Source organism: Bacillus sp. Root920, from assembly GCF_001429445.1.
Lineage (GTDB): Bacteria > Bacillota > Bacilli > Bacillales > Bacillaceae > Bacillus > Bacillus safensis.
On the sequence record NZ_LMJV01000001.1, the window covers coordinates 427661 to 443794 of the forward strand.

Annotated in this window: 16 protein-coding genes and 1 riboswitch; of the genes, 12 read left to right on the forward strand and 4 right to left on the reverse strand. The window is 41.8% G+C overall.

Annotated features, from left to right (window positions below; genetic code table 11):
* The first annotated feature begins 4 nt into the window (after window positions 1-4).
* From celB to ASE42_RS01830, 4 genes are all read left to right on the forward strand, one after another.
* A complete protein-coding gene (celB, locus tag ASE42_RS01815; protein WP_024423868.1) occupies window positions 5-1354 on the forward strand; it encodes a PTS cellobiose transporter subunit IIC in 1350 nt (449 codons plus the stop codon).
* Window positions 1355-1380: 26 nt separating this feature from the next.
* Window positions 1381-1707 (forward strand): PTS lactose/cellobiose transporter subunit IIA, encoded by a 327-nt coding sequence (locus tag ASE42_RS01820; RefSeq protein ID WP_056765419.1) that lies wholly within the window; start codon window positions 1381-1383, stop codon window positions 1705-1707.
* Window positions 1704-3032: a 6-phospho-beta-glucosidase gene (locus ASE42_RS01825; RefSeq protein ID WP_041108344.1), complete on the forward strand. Its 1329-nt coding sequence runs from the start codon at window positions 1704-1706 to the stop codon at window positions 3030-3032. Before ASE42_RS01820 ends, ASE42_RS01825 begins: the two co-directional genes overlap by 4 nt.
* A 118-nt stretch (window positions 3033-3150) precedes the next feature.
* On the forward strand, window positions 3151-3549 hold the full coding sequence (locus ASE42_RS01830) for a hypothetical protein (RefSeq protein WP_034281330.1): 399 nt from the start codon (window positions 3151-3153) through the stop codon (window positions 3547-3549).
* A gap of 317 nt (window positions 3550-3866) precedes the next feature.
* On the opposite strand, the gene ASE42_RS01840 is transcribed toward ASE42_RS01830, so the two are convergent.
* Window positions 3867-4958 (reverse strand): branched-chain amino acid aminotransferase, encoded by a 1092-nt coding sequence (locus ASE42_RS01840; protein ID WP_024426445.1) that lies wholly within the window; start codon window positions 4956-4958, stop codon window positions 3867-3869.
* A 368-nt stretch (window positions 4959-5326) separates the two neighbouring features.
* On the opposite strand from ASE42_RS01840, the gene ASE42_RS01845 reads away from it, so the two are divergent.
* From ASE42_RS01845 to ASE42_RS01865, 5 genes are all read left to right on the forward strand, one after another.
* The gene (locus tag ASE42_RS01845; protein ID WP_056765421.1) at window positions 5327-6754 is read left to right on the forward strand and encodes a DUF1565 domain-containing protein; all 1428 of its coding nucleotides are present in this window, start codon (window positions 5327-5329) and stop codon (window positions 6752-6754) included.
* A gap of 97 nt (window positions 6755-6851) precedes the next feature.
* Window positions 6852-6961: riboswitch (SAM riboswitch) on the forward strand.
* A 169-nt stretch (window positions 6962-7130) separates the two neighbouring features.
* Window positions 7131-8249: a sugar ABC transporter substrate-binding protein gene (locus ASE42_RS01850; protein ID WP_024423861.1), complete on the forward strand. Its 1119-nt coding sequence runs from the start codon at window positions 7131-7133 to the stop codon at window positions 8247-8249.
* Between the two features lie 69 nt (window positions 8250-8318).
* Window positions 8319-9815, forward strand: a complete 1497-nt coding sequence (locus ASE42_RS01855; protein WP_056765426.1) for a sugar ABC transporter ATP-binding protein — start codon at window positions 8319-8321, stop codon at window positions 9813-9815.
* The gene (locus ASE42_RS01860) at window positions 9812-10825 is read left to right on the forward strand and encodes an ABC transporter permease (RefSeq protein ID WP_041108333.1); all 1014 of its coding nucleotides are present in this window, start codon (window positions 9812-9814) and stop codon (window positions 10823-10825) included. Before ASE42_RS01855 ends, ASE42_RS01860 begins: the two co-directional genes overlap by 4 nt.
* Window positions 10826-10920: 95 nt before the next feature.
* On the forward strand, window positions 10921-11553 hold the full coding sequence (locus ASE42_RS01865; protein ID WP_025093809.1) for a GTP pyrophosphokinase family protein: 633 nt from the start codon (window positions 10921-10923) through the stop codon (window positions 11551-11553).
* 44 nt (window positions 11554-11597) lie between these two features.
* Here the strand turns inward: ASE42_RS01865 and ASE42_RS19010 are convergent, their stop codons facing one another.
* Window positions 11598-11738, reverse strand: a complete 141-nt coding sequence (locus ASE42_RS19010) for a hypothetical protein (RefSeq protein ID WP_170871298.1) — start codon at window positions 11736-11738, stop codon at window positions 11598-11600.
* A gap of 19 nt (window positions 11739-11757) precedes the next feature.
* Window positions 11758-12843, reverse strand: a complete 1086-nt coding sequence (locus ASE42_RS01870) for a Rap family tetratricopeptide repeat protein (RefSeq protein WP_056765429.1) — start codon at window positions 12841-12843, stop codon at window positions 11758-11760.
* A gap of 519 nt (window positions 12844-13362) precedes the next feature.
* Between ASE42_RS01870 and ASE42_RS01875 the strand changes: the two genes are divergently transcribed.
* The 3 genes from ASE42_RS01875 to ASE42_RS01885 all read left to right on the forward strand — a co-directional run bounded on the left by ASE42_RS01875 (window position 13363) and on the right by ASE42_RS01885 (window position 15567).
* Window positions 13363-14127: a transporter substrate-binding domain-containing protein gene (locus tag ASE42_RS01875; RefSeq protein WP_024423857.1), complete on the forward strand. Its 765-nt coding sequence runs from the start codon at window positions 13363-13365 to the stop codon at window positions 14125-14127.
* A 70-nt stretch (window positions 14128-14197) separates the two neighbouring features.
* A complete protein-coding gene (locus ASE42_RS01880) occupies window positions 14198-14842 on the forward strand; it encodes an amino acid ABC transporter permease (RefSeq protein WP_024423856.1) in 645 nt (214 codons plus the stop codon).
* The gene (locus ASE42_RS01885) at window positions 14839-15567 is read left to right on the forward strand and encodes an amino acid ABC transporter ATP-binding protein (RefSeq protein WP_024423855.1); all 729 of its coding nucleotides are present in this window, start codon (window positions 14839-14841) and stop codon (window positions 15565-15567) included. The genes ASE42_RS01880 and ASE42_RS01885 overlap by 4 nt, the downstream gene beginning before the upstream one ends.
* Before the next feature lie 84 nt (window positions 15568-15651).
* Here ASE42_RS01885 and ASE42_RS01890 read toward each other — a convergent pair whose 3' ends face one another.
* Complete coding sequence (locus tag ASE42_RS01890; RefSeq protein WP_024423854.1) at window positions 15652-16035, reverse strand: VOC family protein; 384 nt, start codon at window positions 16033-16035, stop codon at window positions 15652-15654.
* Between the last annotated feature and the right edge of the window lie 99 nt (window positions 16036-16134).

A 16134-nucleotide genomic window follows, 5' to 3' on the forward strand; every position in this document is an offset into this window, starting at 1 on the left:
GGGGATGAATGGATTCAACCGATTTCTAGAAGAGAAGGTCATGCCGTTTGCAGGGAAGATTGCCGCTCAAAGACATTTACAAGCATTGCGTGACGGAATTGTTTTAACGATGCCTCTCATTATTGTCGGTTCACTGTTTCTCATTTTAGCCAACCTTCCGATCCCAGGATACAGCGATTTTATGGCAAGTATCTTCGGAGCAGAATGGGCCACGAAACTATCCTATCCTGTGAATGCAACCTTTGACATTATGGCACTTGTTGCGACCTTCGGGATTGCTTACAGGCTAGCTGAAAAGTATGCCGTTGATGCGCTATCATCTGGTGCAATCGCTGTTGCGGCTTTCCTTTTGGCTACACCATATCAAGTACCTTTCACACCTGAAGGCTCAACAGAAGCTATCCTAGTGGGCGGGGGAATTCCTGTCACACTGATGGGCAGTAAAGGTTTATTCGTTGCCATGATTATTGCCATGCTTTCAACCGAAATTTACCGCTTTATTGTACAGCGGAATATCGTCATCAAAATGCCTGATGGTGTACCGCCAGCAGTCAGTAAATCGTTTATTGCACTTATTCCAGGTTTTGTGGTCATCACGCTGATCTGGGTCGCTAGACTTGTGATTGAGATGACACCTTTTGAGAGTATTCATAATATTATCACGGTCTTAATTGGCACACCGCTTTCCATTCTTGGTGGCAGCTTAGGCGGCAGTATCGTTGCGATGGGTGTGCAAATGCTCCTTTGGGCATGTGGTATTCACGGAGCAACTATTGTCGGCGGCGTCATGGGGCCAATTTGGCTCGGTGCAATGGATGAGAATCGTCTTGCATTCCAAGCAGGAGAAGTACTGCCGAATATTTTCACAGCGCAGTTCTTTGAAATCTTCATCAACGTCGGCGGAAGCGGAGCAACGCTTGCTTTGGTGCTGACCATGATCTTACGCGCCAGAAGTAAACAAATGAAACAGCTTGGCCGCCTTGCCATTGGGCCAGCCATCTTTAACATCAACGAACCGATCATTTTTGGAATGCCGATTGTCATGAACCCAATGCTCCTCATTCCGTTTATCCTTACGCCAATCATGATGATCATCACCACATATATCGGAATGAGCACAGGGCTTGTGGCAAAACCAGCCGGGATCGCTGTCCCATGGACCATGCCGCCAATCATTTCAGGCTATCTCGCCACAGGAGGCAAAATCTCTGGTGCTGTCATGCAGCTGATTAACCTTGCGCTGTCATTTGCTCTATACTACCCATTCTTTAGAATGTGGGATAAGCAGAAATTGAAAGAAGAAAGTGAGCTAGAAACAAAAGCATCAACTGATGAAAATGTCGTCAGCATGTAATAGAGGGAACAAGGGGGATGCGGCCGATGGAAATGGAACAAATTGTGTTTCAACTCATCCTGCACGGCGGAAATGGCAGAAGCTCCGCGATGGAGGCCATTACATGTGCAAAAGAAGGAAAATTTGATGAGGCGAAGCAAAAATTGCAGGACGCACAAGACGCGTTAAATGAGGCGCATCACGCACAGACAGAGCTGATCCAGGGAGAAATCAGGGGCGAAAAGACGGATATTAGCCTCTTAATGATTCATGCGCAGGATCATCTCATGAACGCAATGACCGTCAAGGAGCTCGCAGCAGAAATCATCGAGCTCCATGAAAAAATGAAGCAACTCGGAGGTGTCAATTCATGAAAGAAGGAATCAAAATTGTCACAATAGGCGGTGGATCGAGCTATACGCCTGAGCTCGTCGAAGGGTTTATTAAACGATATCAAGAATTGCCTGTAAAGGAATTATGGCTTGTGGATATTAAAGCGGGTCAGGAAAAGTTAAACATCGTGGGCGCTTTGGCGAAACGTATGGTTGAAAAAGCGGGTCTGCCGATTGAGGTACACCTGACTCTTGATCGCCGGGAGGCCTTGAAGGACGCAGATTTTGTGACGACACAATTTCGTGTAGGACTGCTGGAAGCACGGGCAAAGGATGAGAGAATACCGCTTAAATACGGCGTCATCGGTCAGGAAACGAACGGACCAGGCGGTTTATTTAAAGGCCTTCGGACCATCCCAGTCATACTAGACATTGTGAAGGATATGGAAGAGCTTTGCCCAGACGCATGGCTTGTGAACTTTACAAATCCAGCGGGCATGGTCACAGAAGCTGTTTTACGCTACACGAATCTAAAAAAAGTGGTCGGTCTATGCAATGTGCCGATTGGGATCAAAATGGGGATTGCCAAAGCGCTTGATGTGGACGTTGAACGCATCGAAGTACAGTTTGCTGGTCTCAATCACATGGTCTATGGATTAAACGTATATTTAGACGGGGTCAGCATTATGGATCAAGTGCTTGATGAACTAGGAAATCCGAACAGCCAGTGGTCCATGAAAAACATTGAAGCGAAAAACTGGGAGCCTTCTTTTGTGAAAGGATTAGGGGTCATCCCATGTCCGTATCACCGCTATTACTATAAAACGAAAGATATGCTGGAAGAAGAGCAAAAGGCGGCTCAAGAGAAAGGAACACGAGCAGAGGTTGTACAGCAGGTCGAGCAGGAATTATTTGAGCTCTATAAAGATCCTGATTTGTCGATTAAACCACCGCAGCTCGAAAAAAGAGGCGGGGCCTATTACAGCGATGCGGCCTGTAACTTAATCAGCTCCATCTATAATGATAAGCACGACATTCAACCAGTCAATACAGTGAACAGAGGGGCGATTGCCAGCATTCCGGCTGAATCAGCGGTTGAAGTAAACTGTATCATTACGAAGGACGGACCAAAACCAATCGCGATAGGTGATCTGCCTGTAGCTGTAAGAGGACTCGTTCAACAAATCAAATCATTCGAGCGTGTGGCAGCAGAAGCGGCTGTGACTGGAGATTACGAGACGGCTCTTGTGGCGATGACCATCAACCCGCTCGTCCCATCTGACGACATTGCAAAGCAAATTTTAGACGAAATGCTCGAAGCGCATCGTGAGCATTTACCGCAATTCTTCAAATCAGTCAATGCTTAACACATAATGGCCCCTTTATGGGGTCATTTTTTATGATTGCCCCATATGGAAACTGGAGAAAGAAGTGTATGATTAGAAATAACAGCATGTATGGCTTCAAAGAAAGGACTGTTGGAATATGGTTGCAATTGGTTTAATGTTTTACGGGTTTGTCGTACAGCCTGTCATGAGTTATGGTACAGTGATCTTGTTTTTGTATGGCCTTATTGCTTCATTTGTTGGCCTCATTCGGCATAAGGAATATGTGTGGATCTATGTTCTCCGCCTGCTCGTTTGTTTTACCATTCCCGTGACCAATCTGTTGATGTATTTCGCAACGATTGGAGGAGATGCAAGAAAATTTGATTTCCAGCCAATGCCGCTTGTTTATTATCTTGTCTTTATCCTAGAAATCATGATCATCTTTTTGCCAGAGATCTTTTTACTGATCGAAAAAAAGCGGAGCATCAAAAGGAAACAGTGGATATACGCAGGGGCGATTGTTGGGGTGTCGGTCTTGTTTTGGTGCACGATTTGATGGGAAGCAGACGGGTCAACTAAGTCTATTTCGCCTTTTTTTCTGTAACTTCTTTCGTCGGACCTTTACAAAAGAGATGGAAAGAGCAAGGATAGAGATTCCAAGAGCCTTAAATAAAAACCGGGTGAGGAACGGTGAATCATCGAAACCAGTGGCGACGATCATCGATCCTATGCAGATTCCAAAGAACGCTAGTAGATAAGTAAAAAACATACCATCACTCTCCTTATTTATGTGTATTTACCATTATGAGGGATAAAAGAGAGGTAAATAAACAAAAAGGAACCCTTCATGATTGAAAGGTTCTTTTTATATGCTTATGCTTGCTTGACGACTGAGTCAACTTCAACTGTCCAGCCAAAGATGTCTGGCTGTGTCCCTTTTTGAATGCCAGTAATGGCCTCATACAATTTCTTGGATACTTCGCCTGTTTGACCATTTTGGATCACATATGGCTGATCATGATAAATTAATTCCCCGACAGGAGAGATTACGGCTGCCGTTCCAGTTCCGAAAATTTCTTCAAGCTCGCCAGATTGATGTGCTTCAATTAACTCATCAATTGAAATTTTGCGCTCTGTTACTGGAATTCCCCAATGCTTTAACAGTTCAAGTACAGAGTTACGTGTGATGCCTTCTAAAATGCTGCCGTTCAATTCAGGCGTCACGATTTCTCCATTGATTTTAAAGAAGATATTCATGCTGCCGACTTCTTCGATGTATTTTTTCTCGACCCCATCAAGCCAAAGAACCTGTGAAAATCCTTTCGTTTCAGCAACTTGCTGTGCTTTAAGGCTTGAGGCATAGTTTCCAGCTGTTTTGGCATTTCCTGTTCCACCCTTAACGGCACGGACAAACTCATTTTCAACTGCAATTTTGACCGGATGAATGCCTTCTTTATAGTATGATCCCACTGGAGATAAGATAATCAGCAGCTTATACGTGCTAGACGGTGCAACGCCTAAATACGGCTCAGTGGAAATAATGAATGGACGAATATACAAGGAAGTGCCCTCTGCATCAGGTACCCAATCCTTATCAATACGAATGAGTTCATTTAAGCCCTCTAATACTGTTTCTGTATCAATTTGCGGAATACACAGGCGGTCATTGGATCTGTTTAAGCGCTCCATGTTTTTTTCCGGACGGAATAAGAGAATTTTTTGATCCTCAGAAACATAAGCCTTCAAGCCTTCAAAAACAGATTGACCATAATGGTAGACCATCGAAGCTGGGTCCATTGGAATGGCCTGATAAGGGATAATTCTTGGATCGTACCAACCTTTATCAACTGAATAATCCATCACAAACATGTGATCAGTGAAGATTTTTCCGAATTCAAGTTGATCAGATTGAGGTTTTGGTTTTTTTGTTGAACTAAGTTCAACGCGGATGGGTTGTTTTGGCATTGTAAATCTCCTTGCTGTTTGATTATTTGAAAATTCTAATAATATGAAATAATTATGATTCTATTCTATACCTTCACAAAATATTAGCAATAGGTTTTCTGGAATTCAGACAAGAAAAATCTGTTAAAGCGCTTTCCTTTTCTCTGCTGTCAGTTTGGCTCCTGTCACCCCTTTTAAAAAAAGAAATAAAATCCAAATACATTATTAACTGATTAATCTGATAATTTAAAAACGAATGGTTTTCCTGTAAGATATTCTTTCAACCATACACCTTTTGACTAGTACATTGCAAGGGACATCTTCATATTTTAATCCTCTTTTTTTTAACCGATAAAGGAAGAAGAGAAGAGAAAGGAGCAAACAACAAGATGAAACGAGCGATACCAGGCATTTTACTCATTTTATTCATGACCGTGATCAGCTTTGGCTGTCAGGCGATGACAGATGAGGCTGGCGCTAAGCAAAGCACAGCCTATTACGTAGCGGTAAACGGAAGCGACAAAAACCCGGGAACAAAGCAAAAACCTTTCCGCACGCTGAAAAAAGCAGCAAGTATGGCGAAGGCTGGGGCAACCATTTACATGAGAGGCGGTACATACAAAGAAAAATTGATTGTCCGCCATTCAGGAACAAAGAAAGCACCCGTTGTCTTTCAAGCTTACGGAAAGGAAAAACCTGTGATTAGCGGGGCTTCCCTAAAAGGAAATCAAGCCGATGGAGGTCTTGTCACGATCGATCAAAAGAGCTACATCACCCTCAAAGGCCTGACTGTAGGACACCTTAAGACGAATAAAGAAGATTTGACACCAGTTGGTATTTTCATCAAAGGAAGCGGTAAAGGCGTCAAGCTGCTTAATAACCGAGTGTATGATATTCAGACGAAACATAAAAATGGAAATGCACATGGAATTGCTGTCTATGGGACAAAAGCTCCTGCAGCGATTGAAGACATTGAAATCAAAGGAAATACCGTTGAAAAATTAAAGCTGGGCTTCAGTGAAGCGCTCGTGCTAAATGGAAACGTCAAAAAGTTCCGTGTGACCCATAACACGGTCCGGCACACTGATAATATTGGCATTGATTTAATTGGTTTTGAGAACGTAGCACCCTCCAAAAAGTATGATCAAGTGAGAAATGGGGTCGTCTCTAGAAACAAAGTATATGAAATTACGAGTGCAGGGAACCCAGCCTATGGCAGCGACATCTCCGCTGGCGGAATTTATGTTGATGGCGGAAAAGACATTGTGATCGATCATAACATCTCACATCACAATGATCTGGGGATTGAAGTCACAAGCGAACATAAAGGAAAAATGGCAGACCGCATCCGCATCGAACACAATCAAGTATATTTAAACCGTTATACAGGCATTTCTATTGGCGGCTATGATAAGAAGCGGGGCGGTACAACCAATACGACGATTTCACATAATATTTTGTACAAAAATGACACAGCCGGCTTAGAAGGCGGTCAATTGCTAATGCAGTATCAAGCAGTGAACAATCGAATCACGAATAATATCATGTCAGCTAGTGCCTCGCATTACTTGGTCGTGAATCTTTATCAAGTGAACCAAAAGAATACCTTCCAGAAGAACGTTTATGATGACCGAAAAGGTGCGAAAGCATCACAGTGGATTTGGCGCGGGAAATGGATGGAAGGCTACAAAACGTATCTCTCTAAAAGCGGTCAAGATAAAGGATCAGCACATCTCAACCCACAATTTGTGAATGAGAAAAAATATGATTTCCGTCTGAAGAAATCATCACCTGCGAAGAAAATCATCGGAAGTTGATGGTATTTTAGAAATTTTCAAAAAAGTCATTGACATTGATGTGACATCACATTAAAGTAAAGAAGACATTTCAACGAAAACAAATTTCATAACGGATCTCTTATCAAGAGAGGCAGAGGGACTGGCCCTATGACGCCCAGCAACCGTTTCTATTTTAGAAATTGGTGCTAATTCCTGCAAAGCTGTTACAGCTTTGACAGATAAGAGAGGAAGACTTCCCGATACATGTTTCATGCAACGGTGATCAAGCCTCTCTTTCCAAGAGAGGCTTTTTTTCGTCTCTTTTTCGAATCAAATGCCTGTTTTACAGGCGTATTTCCACTTTTTACCTAGTTTTCCGATGTGAAAAATAAAAACAACTTGAGGAGGAACAGCAATGAAGCGTAAGCATTTTACATCATTTCTTGTTTTATTAACGGCATTGACCGTCCTATTAACAGGCTGCGGCACCGGATCAAGTGCAGGCTCAAAAGCAAATACGAACGAAAAGGTTTCCTTTGACAATGTACCGAAGCGATTTGCAAAGGGTCAGGGAGCAAAAATTAAAGTTATCCGCAAAATTGGAGGAGACGATCATACAGCTCAATTTTTAGCGGGGACCAAGGCAGAAGGTGAGGCACTCGGCTTTAAGGTAGATGTCTACACCGCAAATGGTGATACAGCGAAATTCCATGATGCCATCTCTCAGGCACTGGAAGAAAATTATGATGGCTTTATCATCTCTCACGGGGACGACGAGGCGACAGTCGCTGATGTGAAAAAGATCACAGCGAAAGGCATTCCAGTTGTAGCATTTGATTCGAATCCTAAGCTGAAGGACATCAAAGGGGTCACAGTGACGTCTCAAGATGACGAACAATTAGCGAAAAAATCATTAGACGCGCTCGTGTCTGATTTCAAAGGAAAAGCAAATATTGCATACCTGTGGGTAGATGGATTCCCGCCAATGGTGAGACGAAATAAGGTCTATCAAGAAACGCTTAAACAACATTCAGGGATCAAGGAGCTTGACCGCTTTGGTATTGCCTCCTCTGATACGTCTGTTCAAACGCAAAATGCAGTAGCAGCCATGCTGAATAAGTATCCAAAGGGCAAGCTGGACGCTATTTTTGCCACATGGGATGCCTTTGCCATTGGGGCAGCAAGAGCGTTAAAGGAAGCAGGAAGAACAGAAGTGAAGATTTATGGGATTGATGTGTCAAATGCGGATCTTCAAGAAATGACGGCGAAGGACAGTCCGTGGAAGTATACAGCAGCGGTTGATCCGAAGCTCATCGGTGCAGTCGACGTGAGGATTCTTGCGAAGAAAATAGCTGGTGAGAAAACACCAGCTTCCTATGACCTTGAGGCCTCTCTCATCTCGCAAAAGCAGCTTCAGCAAGCAGGAAAAGCCATTAACATGGTCAATCTTGCAGACGAAGTGAAGGGATTCGGTTCATCGACTGCTTTTGAGGAAGATTGGATGAAGACCTTGAAGAAGCATTATACAAAATAAGCGACGTGCACTCTCTTTTCATAGAGGGTGTTTCGTTTTTCAGATGATATCAAGAGAAGGAGGACACCTATGACAGCGCCGCTTGTTCGTATGAAAAATATTTCAATTGAATTCCCAGGGGTCAAAGCGTTAGATCAAGTGAATTTCACATTAAAAAAAGGGACGGTCCATGCACTGATTGGAGCAAATGGTGCTGGGAAGTCAACGTTAATGAAGGTTCTTTCTGGCGCTCATTCCCACTTCCACGGAACCATCCACATCAATGGCCAGGCGGCAACCATTCAAACTCCAAAGGATGCATCCTCATATGGTGTGCAGACGGTCCACCAAGAAGTGGATACGGCTCTTGTTCCCTATTTAACTGTTGGTGAGAATATGATGATGCATGAAATTGAGAAAAAAATATTTGTCAGCTGGAAAGAGCTGCATCGCAAGGCGGCTCAGCTATTAAAAGAAATGGACATCGACATTTCCACAAATCGACTTGTCAGCGATCTGACCCTTGCTGAAAAACAGATGGTGCTCATCGCCAAGGCTGTTTCCATTAAATGCAGCATTTTAATCTTAGATGAACCAACGGCTCCGCTTAGTCATGCAGAAACAAGCAAATTATTCTCAATGATTGATCGGTTGAAACAGCATGGGACGGGGATCGTGTTTATTTCTCACCGCATGCCTGAAATTTTCACCATCTGTGATGAACTGACTGTGATGCGAAATGGAACGGATGTCGCAGCTCACCTTGTCAAAGACACAAATCCGCAGCAGGTCATTGAAGAAATGCTAGGCGCACCATTAGAGGAGCAATTCCCGTCTCGCAGGCCACTGAAAGATGCACCTATTGTGCTTGAAGTGAAAGAGCTAAACGATCAACATAAATTAAACAACATTCACTTTTATGTCAAAAAAGGAGAAATTCTCGGGATCGCAGGACTTGTCGGTGCTGGAAAAACAGAATTGTGCAAAGCCCTTTTCGGTGCCTCAGAAAAAAAGACGGGGACCGTGCAGCTTCATGGTCAAACCATTCGCATCACATCGCCTCATCAAGCGGTGAGAGCTGGAATGGCTCTTGTGCCGGAAGAGCGGAGAAAAGAAGGAATTCTGACCGAAGAGAGCGTGGGGTGGAACTTAACGGCTGCAAGTCTTCACTCATTTTCACGGATATTCAGCTTCTTACATCGTTCGAAGGAAAAGCGGGAAGCAGGCGACATCGTCAAACGGCTTGGTGTCAAAACGCCGTCGCTTGAAGCAAAGGTGAAGCACCTATCTGGTGGAAATCAGCAAAAGGTTGCCATCGGAAAATGGCTACTGGCTGAGGCAGATGTGTATCTCTTTGATGAACCAACCAAAGGTGTAGACGTTGGAGCGAAAAAAGATATTTTTACTCTGATTGCAGAGCTTGCTGCCCGCGGAAAATCTGTCATTTATGCGTCGAGTGAGCTGTCAGAGATTGCAGGTATCGCAGACCGAGTATACGTGCTATATGATGGCAGCATTGCCCGGGAAATGACCGCACCGACGACTGAAGAGGAGCTTTTATATCATTCAACAGGAGGACAATCATGAGCGAACAACAAATTCCAGCCCCTGTGCAGCAAATCAAAAAACAGCGGCCATCCTTTCATCTGTTTGATTTCTTTTATCAATATGGCACAATCTTAACCATTGTCGTGTTGATTGTGGTATTTGCGGCATCGAATCCAGCGTTTTTGCAATCAGGAAATATCATCAATATTCTACGATCTATCTCAATAGTGACCATCATTGCGGTGGGCTTAACCATCTCATTGGCAGTAAACGGCTTTGATTTATCAGTTGGATCAGTCGCTACGCTATCTAATGCGATTGTCATTTCTATGTTCGTATGGTTCTCGCAAAACCCACTGATTGCAATCCTCTCTGCACTAGCAGCTTCTATCATTGTTGGTTTGCTAAATGCATGGATGATCGTCAAAATGAAAATTCCAGATATGCTCATGACATTAGCCATGATGTTTATCATTCAAGGGCTGGCTCAAACGTATACGAAAGGGGCGACTATTTCTGAAAATATGGTGCTTCCCGATGGCACGTTCTCAACGGGAACGATTCCTGCCTTTTTCAGCAAAATTGGACAGGTGCCATATATCATTCTGATTATGGCTGTCATTGTACTATTTGCGCATGTTTTCATGACCTACACAAAGCACGGCCGATTCATGTACATCATCGGTGGGAATAAGGAAGCGGCTCGATTGTCTGGCATACATGTGAACAAATACAAAATTGCGGCCTATCTGCTTTCTGCGTTATTTGCAGCGATCGGCGGTATCGTACTGGCATCAAGGGTCATGACAGCAGAAATTAATGCGGGTGCACCATATTTAATGGATGGAGTAGCAGCTGCTTTTATCGGCTTTTCCGTCATGGGAGCAGGTAAACCAAACGCATTTGGCACTTTTATCGGAGCTGTACTCATCGGTATCTTACAAAATGGGCTTGTGATGATGTCTGTCCCTTATTATGCAATGGATATTGTGAAAGGCTCTGTGCTGGCCCTTGCGCTGGCGCTGACATATTATAAACAACGAGGCTAACTGCGTATTTTTTAAAACCATTCGAGTCCTCTCTCCGTCTTGTAAACGGAAAGCGGTGCAGCTGCCGTTTCCCAAAAGGAGATGACAAAAAGAAAATGAATATGTCAGCAACTCATGTAGAAGATTTGAAAAATGTCATGGAAGACTGGAAAAATGAACTATTAGTATATAAATTTGCATTAGATGAAATGGATACAAAGTTTTCAATTATCAGCCAGGAGTATAATTTAATCCATGGACACAACCCAATAGAGCATACAAAATCACGAATTAAATCCTTTGAAAGCATAGTGAATAAACTAGCAAGAAAAGGATGCGACATCACGACACAATGTGCCAAGGAGCATATCCATGATATTGCAGGTGTCCGCATCATCTGTTCTTTTATTCAAGATATCTATAACATTATGGATGTATTGAGGCAAAGAGAGGATTTAAAGATCCTTGAAGTGAAGGACTACATTCAACATCCAAAACCAAATGGCTACAGAAGCCTTCATTTAATTGTTGAGATACCTGTCTACTTAACAAATCGTGTGGAGCATGTGAAGGTTGAGATTCAGGTGCGGACCATTGCGATGGATTTTTGGGCGAGTCTAGAGCATAAAATCTATTATAAACTGCAAAACGATGTTCCTCATCAGCTGACTGATGAACTGAAGGAAGCCGCAGATATTGCACATTACTTAGATGAAAAAATGCAGAATATTAAACGAGAAATTGATTAGCACATCAAAAAGCAGCTGTTTTGATCACAGCTGCTTTTTTCATATTAAGGGTTGGTTCCACGGTCTCTCTTTTGAATAATATCTTGAGATTGTGCAGATTGACTGTCTTTTTGAATGGAAGTACCAACAGAAACACCTGTTATCAAGAGGGTTAAAATCGCACTTGTGATGAGCCAATTCTTCATCATACATCACTCCATTTTCTTAACAAGTTTTCAAGGACAACGCCTTGTTTCTAAAATAAGAGGATTCTTCATGAAGCCCAAGATCCGTTAAGTAAGCTGCTGCATCCTGACAAATAGCTTCAAGGTCAACAAGGAAATTCATTGATTCTAATTGATCGCAATAATCCTTGATTTGCTCAATCATGTTGTCTGGCTGAATCATAAGTGTTTCTAAAATGGATAATTTAAGTGAAATGTTTCGTTGTTTTAAATTTTCTGCTTTTTGAAGTGAAAGCTGTACATAATAGTGGAACAAACCTGGCTTTTTCAGCTTAAATAGTGCTTTTGTGTAGGCGTACATGGCAAGTAAATAGCCGCCTGGAGAAGAAGTTTCGAATGATTCTATCATTAAAGCCTTTTCTAGGAGTGGCACAGCTTCACTGTATTCATTTCTTAGACTTTTAATAAAGGCTGCATTGCAATAGGCATGTCCAAGTAAATCTGGATCATCCATCTGTTCTAGTGAATGAATGACTTCTTCGAACAGCGATTCTGACTCATCATATTTCGACTGATCCGCATAATTCAAAGCAAGCATCATTTGACAGCTGATTGATTTTTTCACATAACATGGATCTGCGTCGTAAATAGATGAAGCCATCTTTAAGTGGTGAATGGAGAGAAGCGTGGATCTAATATTATAGTAAAGACACCCTGTTTTATAATGAAATTCGGCTTTTTCAATGTCATCGTGCACGAGATCTAATTTATCCTCGGCCAATTTTAAATGGTGAAATGCCGTATCCTGATTGCCTCTGCGCATTTCATACATCCCTTTAAAGAAATAGAAATAATAGCTGAGCATATCATCCGTACGGATGGCATTTTCATCAACAAAAAGACTATGATCTAACGAAGCTGTATCTTCTATTAGATCTTTAAAACGGTACTCTAGCAGTTGATAGTAAAGTAAGACGTCTTGATTTTCTTCCATTCGATCAAACGCTTGAAGAATGTCTTTTTTTAACTGGATAGCACCTTGTATCTCTCTTTTTTTCATCATGACATACCAATCATTGAGCATATTCGCTACATCAACGGACGACAAAACACCTGCTTCTGCCAATTCATATCCTCCTTTCTTCATCTATCAGTAACCGTTCTTCTGAATCAACTTCCCATATTCCAGTATCTTCTTATATTTTAAGCTCTCTCGTGCAGTTTGTAAAACATGTTTTTTGATGTAAATTCAACCAGTAGTGAAAGAAATAGGGGGCCACCGCTCTTTTTGTATACGCTTACATATTTTTGGGTAAAAAGAGGGTTTTGAAAAAAATATATTACAATATCAATAAAGAGAGGAAGGAAGTTGTTGAGTTTGCTTTCGTATGCAAGGGAGAAACTTCATTTATCAAGGCACTGACTCGTTTTTTGTGAGATTATCTCACATCATAATTGTGAATCACTCTTCTTTTAGAATAAAATGAGTTATTCGCAAAAAAGTAAAATTTAAAGAGACTATTGATCTAGAATTGTATGGATCTTTGGTATTGATAAAAAATATCACACACTATAGATTTAGCGTGGTATAGTATTATTGTTATTGCGAATATTTAGACAAAACTGACAATGGGGGTCGTGTTTTATGAAGAAATCGATGTTATTGATCATGGGACTAATTGTTGTGCTTGTCATGGCAGCCTGTGGATCAAAATCGGACAGTGGTTCGGGAGAAGGCAAAGGCACATATAAAATTGGGATAGATACAACTTATCCGCCATTTGAATTTGAAAAGGGCGGTAAATATGAAGGGATAGACGTTGATTTAATTAATGCAATCGCGAAAGACCAAGGTTTCAAAGTGAAGCTTGAAGCCATGGACTTCTCAGGCATCATTCCAGCGATGCAGGCAGGACAGCTTGATGTTGGAATGGGCGGAATGAGTATTACAGATGAGCGTAAGAAGAAAGTAGATTTCTCAGATCCTTACTTCGACGCTGGACTGACAGTTGTTGTGAAAAAGGACAGCAGCATCAAATCTATTAATGATTTAAAGGGGAAAAAGCTAGCTGTTAAAAACGGGACAACTGGTGCAAAATTCGCATCTGATAACGCTGATAAATATGGGTATGAAGTCGTTCAATTTAATGACAGCCCATCTATGTTCCAGGAAGTATCAAACGGAAATGCAGATGCCTTAATTGAGGATTATCCTGTCATTACGTATGCGATCGCACAACAAGATTTAAAATTGAAAACAGTTGGAGACCGCTTGAATGGAGACCAGTATGGTATCTCTGTCATGAAGGGGAAAAACCAAGACCTATTGAAGAAGATCAATAAAGGCCTTGAGAACCTAAAGAAAAACGGTGAATATGACAAAATTATTGATAAATATTTGAAGTCATAACACAAGCGAGGCGCGCTCCGAGCGCGCTTTCTTTATGTGTCAGCCGTATGTGAATTAGGGAGGGAGAAACATGGATACTATTATTAATGCATTTCCGTATTTAATGGATGGTTTGCAAACCACTTTATATATCTTTGTTGTTGCCATCATTTTAGGGTTTATCATCGGGTTAATTGTGGCATTATTCCGTCTGTCACCATTTAAAATCTTAAATTTCATTGCACTCGTTTTTGTGAATGCCATTCGAGGTACACCATTTATCGTACAGCTATTCTTCATTTATTTTGGTTTGAATACACTTGAATTCATTTCGCTTGATCGAGTGCCTGCAGGAATTATTACAGTAGCGATTAATGCAGGGGCTTATTTCTCAGAAATTATTCGTGCAGGGATTCAGTCTATTGATAAAGGACAAACAGAAGCTGCGCGCTCTTTAGGCTTTACAGGGGGGCAAAACATGCGCTTTATCGTCCTTCCGCAGGCATTCCGCCGGATGCTCCCGGCGATTACAAACCAGGCCATCATCAGCTTGAAGGATACATCTCTCTTATCTATTATCGGGATTGCCGATATTATGCAGCGAGGACAAGTTCAAGCATCGGCTACATTTGATCCTTTGAATGTCTGGCTTATTGTCGGTGTCATTTATTTCGTGATCATTTATTTACTTTCTCTACTGGCTAGCTACGCAGAAAGGAGATTTGATATCAAATGAGTATGATTACGGTGAAAAACTTAAAGAAATCTTTTGGTGATCACGAAGTGTTAAAGGATATTAACGCAGTCATCGAGGAAAAGGAAGTAGTGTGTGTCATTGGTCCTTCTGGATCAGGGAAAAGCACATTTCTAAGATGCCTCAATAAATTAGAAGATATCACGGCTGGAGAAGTCGTTGTCCACGGACACACGATTACAGACCCAAAAGTGAATATCAATAAAGTTCGACAAGAAGTAGGCATGGTGTTTCAGCACTTTAATTTATTCCCTCATAAAACCGTTTTAGAAAATATCACGATTGCACCGATAAAGGTAAAAGGCATCGAGAAGAAGGCAGCAGTCGAAAAAGCGTTAGACTTGCTTGAAAAAGTCGGCTTAAAAGACAAAGCTCAAAGCTTTCCTAATCAATTATCTGGTGGACAAAAACAGCGTGTCGCCATTGCAAGAGCCTTGGCAATGGACCCGAAAGTACTATTATTCGATGAGCCGACATCGGCTCTTGATCCTGAGGTTGTGGGGGATGTATTAGCTGTAATGAAACAATTAGCTGTCGAAGGCATGACAATGATTGTGGTCACACATGAAATGGGCTTTGCAAGAGAAGTAGGTGACCGTGTCATCTTTATGGATGGCGGATATATTGTCGAGGAAGACAAACCGGAAGCTCTCTTTGGGAACCCGCAGCATGAGCGTACAAAATCATTTCTTAGTAAAGTGTTATAAAAAAGAGTAAGGGCATGTATATGCTCTTACTCTTTTCTTTATGAATAAATGGAGAGATTTAGCGGCCCCATTTCCTAGGAAATATTAGCGCTGGAAGAATTCGATCCATTCTTGGTCTGGTCCTCTGAAAAAGAAGTAGCAATATCCATTTGGTAATGTCGTGATTTCTTCATCAATTAATTCAATTTGCAGCTTTTGAATACGATTGAATTCAGCATGAATATTGTCTGTTGTGAAAGCGAGATGATGGACCTTCCCTTCAGATGGCAGGTCACTGCTGTAGCCTTGGATGAGTTCAATTTCCGTTTCGGTTTCATCTTTAAAACCGAGAAAGGCAAGCTCAATCACTCCATTTGTATGAGTGATGCGGTCCTTTAATTTCATGCCCACCACTTTTTCATAAAAATCAATCGACTGATCAATATTTGAAACCATAATACCTGTATGATCTAAGCGTAATGTCGTCAAACGAAGTGCCTCCTCTATGTCATGTTGATATTTTTCTCCTCATCTTATCATAATAGAAGTAACGTATACATTCATATGGTAGGATAGAGAGAGTCAATT

What these genes read in the sequence shown, in the direction of transcription:
- ASE42_RS19010 (WP_170871298.1), bottom strand. Translation starts at nt 11,738, where the DNA reads ATGAAGAATTGGCTCATCACAAGTGCGATTTTAACCCTCTTGATAACA.
- ASE42_RS01850 (WP_024423861.1), top strand. Translation starts at nt 7,131, where the DNA reads ATGAAGCGTAAGCATTTTACATCATTTCTTGTTTTATTAACGGCATTG.
- ASE42_RS01865 (WP_025093809.1), top strand. Translation starts at nt 10,921, where the DNA reads ATGAATATGTCAGCAACTCATGTAGAAGATTTGAAAAATGTCATGGAA.
- ASE42_RS01825 (WP_041108344.1), top strand. Translation starts at nt 1,704, where the DNA reads ATGAAAGAAGGAATCAAAATTGTCACAATAGGCGGTGGATCGAGCTAT.
- ASE42_RS01885 (WP_024423855.1), top strand. Translation starts at nt 14,839, where the DNA reads ATGAGTATGATTACGGTGAAAAACTTAAAGAAATCTTTTGGTGATCAC.
- ASE42_RS01860 (WP_041108333.1), top strand. Translation starts at nt 9,812, where the DNA reads ATGAGCGAACAACAAATTCCAGCCCCTGTGCAGCAAATCAAAAAACAG.
- celB (WP_024423868.1), top strand. Translation starts at nt 5, where the DNA reads ATGAATGGATTCAACCGATTTCTAGAAGAGAAGGTCATGCCGTTTGCA.
- ASE42_RS01880 (WP_024423856.1), top strand. Translation starts at nt 14,198, where the DNA reads ATGGATACTATTATTAATGCATTTCCGTATTTAATGGATGGTTTGCAA.
- ASE42_RS01855 (WP_056765426.1), top strand. Translation starts at nt 8,319, where the DNA reads ATGACAGCGCCGCTTGTTCGTATGAAAAATATTTCAATTGAATTCCCA.
- ASE42_RS01845 (WP_056765421.1), top strand. Translation starts at nt 5,327, where the DNA reads ATGAAACGAGCGATACCAGGCATTTTACTCATTTTATTCATGACCGTG.
- ASE42_RS01820 (WP_056765419.1), top strand. Translation starts at nt 1,381, where the DNA reads ATGGAAATGGAACAAATTGTGTTTCAACTCATCCTGCACGGCGGAAAT.
- ASE42_RS01830 (WP_034281330.1), top strand. Translation starts at nt 3,151, where the DNA reads ATGGTTGCAATTGGTTTAATGTTTTACGGGTTTGTCGTACAGCCTGTC.
- ASE42_RS01840 (WP_024426445.1), bottom strand. Translation starts at nt 4,958, where the DNA reads ATGCCAAAACAACCCATCCGCGTTGAACTTAGTTCAACAAAAAAACCA.
- ASE42_RS01875 (WP_024423857.1), top strand. Translation starts at nt 13,363, where the DNA reads ATGAAGAAATCGATGTTATTGATCATGGGACTAATTGTTGTGCTTGTC.